Consider the following 9930-nt stretch of genomic DNA (forward strand, 5'->3'; position numbering starts at 1 on the left):
TCCTTCCTGACTGTCCCTCTTGTATTCTCTGTCTCTTTTGGGAATGAGAGGCTTTTTTATCTTATGCGATGCCCTGATGCAGGTGCTTCACGGTTCCGCAAAATATCTGGATGTCTAGATGCTTTTCGCCCATCAAGAGCGCTGCTGGTTTCAAGGACGACGGCGTGAACGGGCGGGTTGTTGTGCCTCGTCCTTCGCCGTGTGCGGGAGTGTCGTCGCAAAACCGCATGATTGCAGCGGCCGGGGGATTGGGATGATGATCTGTTGACGGACGAAACCGAAAAAACCGTGGTGTTGGCGCTTCGTCCTTTGCATTCGACGGCGGACGATGATGTCGCGCGATGCTCGGCTATGAAGGTGTGCGGAAGATGACGGATATACACGAAAAAGCCCCTGCCGCCTTTTGGGCTGCAGGGACTGGTGGGGGAGGGATGGAACGGTACGTATGGTTCGGATGGTCCGGCCGGTGTTCCGATGACGGCCGGACCATCCATGTGTTACTTGACCCGCTTGATGCCGAGGACGGCGATCGCGGCGATCGCGGCCATGGCGATGGCGGTCGGGAACACGAAGTTGTAGGAGTGGGTGGCGGCGACGATGCTGGAGGTGATCGCCACACCGATGGCCTGGCCGGCGCAGGTGGCGATGTTCATGAAGCCGAGGTCCTTGCCGGCGGTCTCCTTGTTCGGCAGCACGTCCACGTTCAGCGCCTGGTCGACGGAGAGGTACATGCCGTAGCCGAAGGAGGCGATGCCGCCGAAGAGGAACATGCCCATCTGGGTCGGGAAGATCCACGGCATGGCCAGACCGATGGCGAACACGGCGCAGGCGACGGCGATCGGGGCCTTGCGACGGTGCAGCGCGTCGGCGATCGGACCGGAGATCAGGGAGGCGACCATGGAGGCGACCATCGTGAGCACGGAGATCACGGACATGGACACGGCGGCCTGCTTCGTGGATTCGCCGATGTGGTCGGTGAGGATGTACAGCTGGTAGCTGAAGATCATCTGGTAGGCGACGATGAGGCAGGTACGGCAGACGAACGCGCGGTAGAAGTCGCCGCAGTCCTTGAGCGGCGGGGTGAGGGACTCGACGATGACCTTCCACATCGGCTTCGAGGTGTCCTTCACCATGTCCTTGCTGGACGGCTCCTTCGGGGTGATGACCACGGCGAGCACGCCGGCGGCGAGAGCGCACAGACCTGTGCAGATGAAGCCGACCTCGACGTTCTCGATGAAGCGGGAGCCGATCAGCGTGCCAATGCCCTGGCCGATCACGCCGCCGCCGCCGATGGCCGCGGACACGGTTGCTCGGTTGGATTCCTCGACACGGTCGGAGATCAGTGCGTAGATCGGCGCCTGCACCATGTTCAGGCCGATGAGGGCGACGACATAGCAGATGCCGATGATGAGCGCGGTGGACGGGCGGCTCAGCGACCAGAAGCAGATGCCATAGATGAACGCGCCGGTGAAGATCCACGGGGTGCGCTTGCCCCAACGGCTTGCGGTGCGGTCGGACAAGGCGCCGATGAACAGGGCGATGAAGATGGATGCGATGGAGCCGGCGGAGTTGATTGCGCCGAGTGCGGCGGTCGATTCGGTGGCGCCCATGCCGAGGTCGGCGCGCAGACGCTGCGGAACAAGCACGGACATGGTGCCGAAGAAGGCGACGCCGGAGAGCACGGCGAAGGCCATGAAGCCTCCGACGTAGCGCCACTTCTCCGACTTGGTGTTCGCCGGAGTCGGGTTCACTGTTGCAGTGGTCATTTCCTTTTCTCCTCTTTGAGATGTTGGTTATTCAGGTGAAGTCTTTGCGTGAGGGAGCGGGATATGTGATGCTCGACATACTCAAGGCCGTTCGGCCACGCGGACGGCGGCGCCGTCCGCTAGCTTACGGTCGAGCATCGCATATCCCGCTCTTCCCCTGTCGTCGAAAAGGCGGGATGGTGAGGGCTAGAGCTGGATCCATGCGGAGGTGTCCTGGGGGAGCCTTCCGTCGTCGGTCAACGGGCCGGAGGTGAGCAGCAGTTCACCGGCGGGCAGGTCGACCGGGTCGGCGCCGAAGTTGGTGATCGACGCCCAGCCGTTGGCCCGCTTGTAGGCGATGGTGCCTCCGGTGAAGCCGTTGGCGCCGTCGGGCTTGCCGCTGGAACGGTCCTCGGGCAGCCATTCGATGCTCAGGTCGGTGGTCTGCAGCCTGTGGCGAAGCTCCAGCACCTTGCGGTAGAGGTTGAGCATGGAGTCCGGGTCGGCGTCCTCCACGTCGGCGGCGAAGTCCTTGTACCATGCCGGCTGCGGCAGATGCGGCTCCTCGGCGGCGTCCGCGGGAGAGAAGCCGAAGGATCCGCCGACGCCGAATTCGTCGTCGGGGTCCGCGAGCTTCGGGGCGTCGGCGGCGACCCACGGCAGCGGCACGCGGCAGCCGTCACGGCCCTTGGTGCTGGCGGCCTGCGAGGTGCGGTGTCCGGACGGGTCCTCGACGCGGTCCCACGGGATGTCGGCCACCTCGAACAGTCCGAGCTCCTCGCCCTGATAGATGTAGGCGGAGCCGGGCAGCGCCATCTCCATGAGGATCGCGGCGCGGGCTCGCTTGGTGCCGAGCTCCTTGTTCAGCGGGTAGGTGGTGCCGTCGCGCAGCACCCAGTCCTTGGCGAGCTGGTGGTATTCGCTGGTCGGCACCTGCGGCAGTCCGTAGCGTGTGGCGTGGCGAACCACGTCGTGGTTGCTCATCACCCAGGTGGCGGAGGAACCGGAACGGTCGGCGCTGGCGATGCCCTCCTCGATGGCCTCGTGCATGGCGTCGCGGATCCAGTCCTTCTTGGCGAACTCGAAGTTGAAGATCTGACCGAGGTCGTCGGGGCTGGCGTACAGGTACTGGCGGTTGGGCTGCACCCAGGCCTCGGCGACGGCGAAGGCCGGCGGGTCGTACTCGTTGAACACCTTGCGCCACTCGTGGTAGATCTCATGCACCTCGTCGCGGTCGATCACCGGGTGCGAGCCGTCGTCGGGCTGGTCGGAGGTGCACCACACCACGTAGTTGTCGAGGTCGTCGCGGTCGAGGTCCTTGGCCAGGCCGTGGGCCACGTCCACGCGGAAGCCGTCGGCGCCGTGGTCGAGCCAGAAGCGCAGGGTCTTGATGAAGTCGGCGCGCACCTCGGGGTTCTTCCAGTTCCAGTCGGGCTGTTCCTTGGTGAACATGTGCAGGTACCACTGGCCGTCGGGAACGCGGGTCCAGGCCGGGCCGCCGAAGTGGTTGTCCCAGTTGGTGGGGGGCAGGTCTCCGTTGGGTCCCTTGCCGTCGCGGAAGATGTACCGGTCGCGTTCGGGGGAGCCGGGGGCCGCGGCCAGCGCCTCCTTGAACCATTCGTGCAGGTTGGAGGAGTGGTTGGGGACGATGTCGACGACGACCTTGATGCCGCGCTCATGGGCGGCCTTGGCGAGTTCGTCGAAGTCGTCCATGGTGCCGAGCTTGGGGTCGACGTTGCGGTAGTCGTCCACGTCGTAGCCGCCGTCGGCGAGCTGGGAGGGGTAGAAGGGGCTGAGCCAGATCGCATCTACGCCGAGCTTGGCGAGGTAGTCGATCTTCTCGGTCACGCCGGCGATCTGTCCGAGGCCGGAGCCCTTGGAATCCTTGAATGAGCGGGGGTAGACCTGATAGACGACGGCCTGCTTCCACCACAGTGCCGGGTCGCTGCTTGCGTTCCGTGCCATAACTCCTCCTTGAATCGGTTGCGAACGTTTCAGTCACGGCGGTTACGTAGCCGCGACGGTTTCCATTTGGTTTTATAAAAGCGTTTGCACTATCGGAAACGATAATCGAAGACTGGAAAAAGGTAAGTTTTGCCTACGTTTTCGTTGTCTCCTTTGACTGTTGAATCTTAGGCGATTGTTGCAGTGCCGTTTCCGGTATGTGTTTTTGTTGGTATTGATAATATTGCTTGCATAACTTTTATCAAAACGTTATCGGCGTGTCGTGGCCATGTGAGCGCTAAAGCGCTGTGTTTCAAGGATTGTCTGAGGTGCAAGCGTTTTTATGTATACTGTTGTGTATTGCATGAATACGATGCCATACATATCGGCAAAGGAGGCGAATGATGGCAAGGACCACGATCTCCGATGTGGCCGAGGCGGCCGGGGTGTCCGTGTCCACCGTCTCCCGGGCGCTCCGGGGGCTCGACAAGGTGAACCCCGATACACGCAAGCGCGTAGAGCGCGCCGCGGAGGAGCTCAACTTCTCGTTCTCGAAGAGCGCGTCGTCGCTGGCCAGCGGCAAGACCATGAAGGTGGCCGTCCTGCTGCCCAACGAGATCAGCGGATGGTTCAACTCGCACGCTTTCGAAGGCGTGTACGAGGTGTTGTCAAGACAGGGGTACGACGTCATACCCAATGTGATGTGGGAGCGGCGCGACCTCGACCGGTTCTTCAAGACGCTGCCCAACAACCAGAACGTCGACGCCGTGATCGTCGTGTCGTTCGACCTCGACGACGCCAAGAAGCGCATCCTCTCCGAACTCACCGTGCCGGTCATCGGCATCAACACGCCCACCGACGACGGTCTGGATGCCTCGGCGAAGATCGACGACTTCGCCGCCATGCGCGCCGCCGTGCGCCTGCTGCATTCGTTGGGACACCGGCATCTGGCGTACATCGAACAGCCCGTCGTCTCGCCGCTGCCATGCAGCGCGGAGATCCGCCTGGACGGATTCCGGACGGCGGTCCGCGAGGTCGGCTGCGATGACGACGACGTGCTCGTCGTGCCGTCGATAGCGCGGTCCGGCGTGCCGGGGGAGCAGGAGGAGTATTCCGGCATCGCCGCCCAGCTGCTCAGCGCCCCCGTCCGGCCGACCGGCATCTGCGTGGAGCATGACGCCTGCGCCGCGTCCCTGATCAAGGAGCTGAGACGTCTGGGGTGGGACATCCCCGGCGAGGTCTCCGTCATCGGCTTCGACGACAGCGACGTGGCCGCGGTCGCCGGGCTCACCACCATCCACCAGAACCCGATCGAGACCGGTCGGCAGGCGGCGTTGCGCGCGCTGGCCCTCATGAGGGGCGAACGGCCGGCCGACCCGTATCTCATCCTGCCCACGTCGATGGTGCTACGCGACACCACCGGCCCCGTCATCGAATCCGCGGCATAGGCGGTCGTGGAAATTCCGATGCCGTGGAAATCCCGATGCCGAGGTATGCTTACCTGTTCCATTACCACAGGTGAAAGGGCGAACATGGCATCGCATAACGACAACGAGACCTTTGACTCCGCGGCCTCGCGCATGATCTGGATCGACTGCGAGATGACGGGACTGGACATCTTCCACGACGAGCTGTGCGAGGTCTCCGTCGTGCCGACAGACTTCGATCTCAACGTACTCGACGAGGGCATCGATCTGGTCATCAGGCCGTCCGACGCCGCGGTGGCGCACATGGACGACTTCGTGCGCAACATGCACACGTCCTCCGGCCTCATCGACGAATGGAACGCCAACGGCCTGCCGCTCGACGAGGCCCAGCGCAGGGTCGTCGAATACGTGAAGCGGTGGCTGCCCGCCAGGGGCAAGGCCCATCTGGCCGGCAACTCCGTCGGCAGCGACAAGAAGTTCCTCGACCGCTACATGCCCGACCTCATGGCCCTGCTGCACTACCGCGTGATCGACGTGAGCACCCTCAAGGAGCTCTCCCGCCGCTGGTATCCGGACGTGTACCTCAACAAGCCGGCCAAGCACGGCGGACACCGCGCGCTCGCCGACATCATCGAATCGCTCGACGAGCTGCGCTACTACCGCAAGGCGTTCTTCACGCCGGCCCCCGGCCCGGACGCCGACGAGGCCAGGGCCATCGCCGCCGACATCGAGGCCACCAGCCTGCTGCGCACATACGAGAACGACGGCAACCCCGTCGAGGACCCCGATACGCCGGAGAAGGCCGACTACTGAATCGCCGGATTGCCGCGTCATCGATTCTTTCCCATATATCCATATATATAGACGATGCCGCCATACGGCCGTGTGATCATCGACGATCGCACGGCCGTCGTTTATCATGCGCGAGCGTTATGTATCGTCCTGCGTTCCGCGGTGTTACGAATGGACTACGAACCAGACCGTGGTTCATTTCCGTTTTACATGACGGCAAACAAAACGGACCTTTCCTCCCTTTAAATGATGACCAACGCAAGGGAGGAAGCGAACGGTCGATATGACGGCCCCTTTTCCGAAAACGCTTCCCACGATGTCCCTTGCAGGGGTTCACATGTGTTGCTAGTGAAGGGAGCTCGTATGGAGCCGCTTCTCGTGGTGCTTTCCGGACTTCCGATGACGCTGTTCATCACCGTCGTGTCGTTCGCGATCGGTGCGGTGCTCGGAATCCCCATGGCACTTGGATTACGGACCGGTGTGGCACCGGTCAGATGGGTGGTGCGCCTCGCGGTGGACCTGCTGCGCGGCATTCCCATGATCGTGTGGCTGTTCCTGCTGAAATTCGGACTGTCCACGCCCGCGTTCCGCATCACCGCCCTTGAGGCGGCGATAGTCGGACTCGGACTGATCTCCGCGGGATATCTCGCCGACATCTACCGCGGCGGTCTGCAGGCCGTGCCCAAAGGCCAGTACGAGGCCGCGGCCGCGCTCGGCATCCCCGGCGCCGTGTCGTTCTTCGGGGTCATCGTGCCGCAGGCTGCCCGCATCGTCAGCCCGTCCATCGCCACATACCTCATCGGTCTGCTGAAGAACTCGTCCATCGCATCCACCATCGCCGTGGCCGAAATGGTCTTCATGGCGCAGGGATACGCCAAGCAGAACATCAACACCGTGGCCGGCGTGCTCCCCTACGCCATCGCCGGCGTGCTGTACATCCTGCTCAGCATCCCCGTGGCCATGCTGTCGCGCCGGCTCGACGCCAACCTCCGCAAGGCGGTGATCTGACATGGTGCCCAAGGAACCACTGCTGCAGTTCTGGGGCGAAGGACTGCCGAACATGCTGCACGGCCTTCAGATCAGCGTGGCGCTCGCCGGCGTCTCCATGATCATCGGCCTGCCGCTCGGCCTGCTGTTCTGCATGATGGTGATGAGCCGCAACCGCGTCATCAGCGCCATCGGACTCGTCGTCGTCGAAATCGGACGAGGCATGCCGGCCCTGATCATCCTGTATCTCGTCTACTTCGGACTGCCCGGCTTCGGGATCCTGCTCGACAGCTTCCCCTCGGCCATCATCGCCCTCGCCTGGAACTACTCCTGCTACTGCTCGGAGATATTCCGAGCAGGCATACAGGCCGTTCCGGGAGGGCAGAACGAGGCCGGCGACGCGCTGGGGCTCGACGGACGCGTCATCTTCTTTTACGTGATCCTTCCCCAGGCGTTCCGCTCCATCGTCCCCGCGCTGCTCGGCCAGACCATCCTCCTGTTCCAGGACACGTCCCTGGCCTACACCGTGGCCGTGCCGGAGCTCATGAAGGAGGCATACACCTACGGCTCCACCACATTCCAGTACCTGCGCGTCTTCGTGCTCGCCGGACTGTGCTACGCCGTCGTCACGCTGCCCGCCTCATGGATCACCCGCTGGCTCGAACGCCGGCTCGCGCTCAGCTACTGACCCACAACAGCGGTTGAACGCCCATCGCACGTGCCGGCGACGGTCCGACCAGCCATCGTCTGCGCCATTATCCCACAACATAACCAGGTCACCATAGATCGGCCGTGGCCCACAACGCGGCCGTCATCACAGAGAGGAACCGATCATGCGTACCGCAAGGATCACCCGAGGAACGAAACTGATGGCCGCGGCCTGCGCCGCCCTGATGAGCGTCACCGCACTCGCCGCCTGCGGAGGCGGGTCGGGCTCGTCCGGCGCCAAGGCGAACTGCACGCCACTGGTGTCGAACATCACGACCATCAAATCCGGCACGCTCACCGTCGGTGTCATCGACCAGCCGCCGTACTCCAGCTACAACAACGGCAGCCCCACCGGCATGGACATCGACTTCATCAAGCAGATCGCCGACGCCAACTGCCTGAACGTCGAATACCAGCAGGCGTCCTTCGCCAACGCCATGCAGGCCATCGCCTCCGGCCAGATCGACACCGCCACCGGAGACATCAACGTGACCGAGAAGCGCGAGCAGGTCGTCGACTTCCCGCGCTCCATCTACCTTGAAGGCGTCGGCTACGCATCCAAGAAGGGCGTGGACGTCAAGTCCATCGACGACATCGACGCCAAGGGCATCAAGACCATCGGCATCGGCGACGGCTACGGCTGGCTGGCCGACATGCAGAAGGTCTTCGGAGACAAGGTCAAGACCTATCCGAGCTCCGTCGAGATGAAGCAGGACCTTGAGGCCGGCCGCGTCGACATGATCATGGAGGCGTACGGCACCGCCGTCGACGAATTCAAGGGCAACGACAACATCGCCGTCGAATACGCCAACAAGAACCCCGACAAGCGAATCAACTCCCTCGTCGAGCCCCCGGAGGTCAGCTACCCGTACACCAAGGGCAACACCTCGCTCGGCCAGGCGTTCGACAAGGGCATCGAGAAGATCATCAAGGACGGCAAGGTCAAGCCCACGCTGAAGAAGTACGGTCTGGACGAGGGCCTCGCCGAGATCCGCGACAAGCAGTACGTCGTCCCTGCGACGGACTGATCCCGCGGGATCGATTGACGGCATCGACCGATGCCGGCTGACGGTGGCCGCCGAGCGGACGTCCGGGACGGCGTTCGGCGGCTTCCGTGGGCATCTCACACACAACGGATGGATGCGGCGCGTGCCGCAGATACGGCAGATACGAAGGAGAAGTCATCATGACATTGGCAACGTTGGTCTCTCAATCCGTGGCGGCGAAGGACGCCGACGGCGTCGACCACAGCAGATACATGATCGAACTGGGTGGCGTGGTGAAGTCGTACAACGGCAACACCATCCTGCACGAGGTGTCGCTGCGCGTCGAGCGTGGCGAGGTGTGTTCGATCATCGGGCCGTCCGGCGCGGGGAAGTCCACGCTGCTGCGATGCATCAACCTGCTGGAGCAGCCCGACGACGGCAATATGGTGATCGACGGGCAGTTCGTGGACTTCACCGAGAACCTGGGCAAGTCCGACCTGATGGCGCTGCGCCGCAAATGCGGCATGGTGTTCCAGCAGTTCAACCTGTTCCCGCACATGAGCGCGTTGAAGAACGTGGTGTTCCCCCAGATGCACGTACTCGGGCGTGGCAAGGAGGAGGCCGAGGAGCGGGCGATGGAGCTGCTCAAACGCGTGGGGTTGGAGGACCGCGCCGATCATAGGCCCTCGCAGCTCTCCGGCGGTCAGCAGCAGCGCGTGGCCATCGCCCGCGCCCTGGCGCTCGACCCGGCCGTGATGCTGTTCGACGAACCGACGTCCGCGCTCGATCCCGAGGTGAGCGGCGAGGTGCTCAACGTCATGCGCGAGCTGGCCGAGGGCGGTATGACCATGTGCGTGGTGACGCATGAGATGAGCTTCGCACGCGACGTCGGCGACCATCTGGTCGTCATGGCGGACGGGCGGATCATCGACGAGGGCGATCCCAAGGAGATCATGGCACATCCGGTCAATGAGCGCACGAGGAGGTTCCTCAGCGCGGTCGGGAGGTAGTTCAGGTTCGGCTGCCGGGCACCCCCTCGGTTTCGTGTTGTTCGACTGCTCCCCTCCGCCGGGGGTCGTGGCGTGACGGTGGTCTTTTTCGGCTCCCCTTCCCGGGAAGGGGAGCCGGAGCCGCGGACCGACTGAGGGGATGGATGTCCTCCTGTCGCATGGTCATATGGTCTTTTCTGATTGCAGAGAAGACCATTTTTTATACTGTGTTCTAGATGTTTCGGCGGTAACTTGACGGTAACACAAGAAAATATGAGCCTTCGCCAGTTTGTGTGGTGGGGTGTTGAGCCTCGGCGTCGTGGCCGGGGCTTTTGTGTGTGCGGGTATGGAA

At 63.1% G+C, this 9930-nt stretch carries 8 protein-coding genes; 6 read left to right on the top strand and 2 right to left on the bottom strand.

The window, feature by feature from the left end:
* Positions 1–497: 497 nt before the first annotated feature.
* Entirely contained in the window at positions 498–1766 is a 1269-nt protein-coding gene (locus DF200_RS08080) for an MFS transporter (RefSeq protein ID WP_109137769.1), read from the bottom strand.
* A 186-nt stretch (positions 1767–1952) separates the two neighbouring features.
* Positions 1953–3710 (bottom strand): glycoside hydrolase family 13 protein, encoded by a 1758-nt coding sequence (locus DF200_RS08085; RefSeq protein WP_109137770.1) that lies wholly within the window; start codon positions 3708–3710, stop codon positions 1953–1955.
* Positions 3711–4093: 383 nt separating this feature from the next.
* Between DF200_RS08085 and DF200_RS08090 the strand changes: the two genes are divergently transcribed.
* From DF200_RS08090 to DF200_RS08115, 6 genes are all read left to right on the top strand, one after another.
* Positions 4094–5137: a LacI family DNA-binding transcriptional regulator gene (locus DF200_RS08090; RefSeq protein ID WP_109137776.1), complete on the top strand. Its 1044-nt coding sequence runs from the start codon at positions 4094–4096 to the stop codon at positions 5135–5137.
* A gap of 84 nt (positions 5138–5221) precedes the next feature.
* Positions 5222–5929, top strand: coding sequence for an oligoribonuclease (orn, locus tag DF200_RS08095; RefSeq protein ID WP_109137771.1), 708 nt, complete (start codon positions 5222–5224; stop codon positions 5927–5929).
* A gap of 342 nt (positions 5930–6271) precedes the next feature.
* Positions 6272–6916, top strand: a complete 645-nt coding sequence (locus DF200_RS08100; RefSeq protein WP_109137772.1) for an amino acid ABC transporter permease — start codon at positions 6272–6274, stop codon at positions 6914–6916.
* Position 6917: 1 nt separating this feature from the next.
* Positions 6918–7583 (top strand): amino acid ABC transporter permease, encoded by a 666-nt coding sequence (locus DF200_RS08105; RefSeq protein WP_109137773.1) that lies wholly within the window; start codon positions 6918–6920, stop codon positions 7581–7583.
* A gap of 145 nt (positions 7584–7728) precedes the next feature.
* On the top strand, positions 7729–8631 hold the full coding sequence (locus DF200_RS08110; protein WP_109137774.1) for a substrate-binding periplasmic protein: 903 nt from the start codon (positions 7729–7731) through the stop codon (positions 8629–8631).
* A 158-nt stretch (positions 8632–8789) separates the two neighbouring features.
* Positions 8790–9599, top strand: a complete 810-nt coding sequence (locus DF200_RS08115; RefSeq protein WP_338323272.1) for an amino acid ABC transporter ATP-binding protein — start codon at positions 8790–8792, stop codon at positions 9597–9599.
* The last annotated feature ends 331 nt before the right edge of the window (positions 9600–9930 follow it).

The sequence above is a fragment of the Bifidobacterium catulorum genome, from assembly GCF_003129925.1.
Lineage (GTDB): Bacteria > Actinomycetota > Actinomycetes > Actinomycetales > Bifidobacteriaceae > Galliscardovia > Galliscardovia catulorum.

Coding starts and splice junctions, on each gene's coding strand:
- DF200_RS08080 (WP_109137769.1), bottom strand. CDS start 1,766: ATGACCACTGCAACAGTGAACCCGACTCCGGCGAACACCAAGTCGGAG.
- DF200_RS08085 (WP_109137770.1), bottom strand. CDS start 3,710: ATGGCACGGAACGCAAGCAGCGACCCGGCACTGTGGTGGAAGCAGGCC.
- DF200_RS08090 (WP_109137776.1), top strand. CDS start 4,094: ATGGCAAGGACCACGATCTCCGATGTGGCCGAGGCGGCCGGGGTGTCC.
- orn (WP_109137771.1), top strand. CDS start 5,222: ATGGCATCGCATAACGACAACGAGACCTTTGACTCCGCGGCCTCGCGC.
- DF200_RS08100 (WP_109137772.1), top strand. CDS start 6,272: ATGGAGCCGCTTCTCGTGGTGCTTTCCGGACTTCCGATGACGCTGTTC.
- DF200_RS08105 (WP_109137773.1), top strand. CDS start 6,918: ATGGTGCCCAAGGAACCACTGCTGCAGTTCTGGGGCGAAGGACTGCCG.
- DF200_RS08110 (WP_109137774.1), top strand. CDS start 7,729: ATGCGTACCGCAAGGATCACCCGAGGAACGAAACTGATGGCCGCGGCC.
- DF200_RS08115 (WP_338323272.1), top strand. CDS start 8,790: ATGACATTGGCAACGTTGGTCTCTCAATCCGTGGCGGCGAAGGACGCC.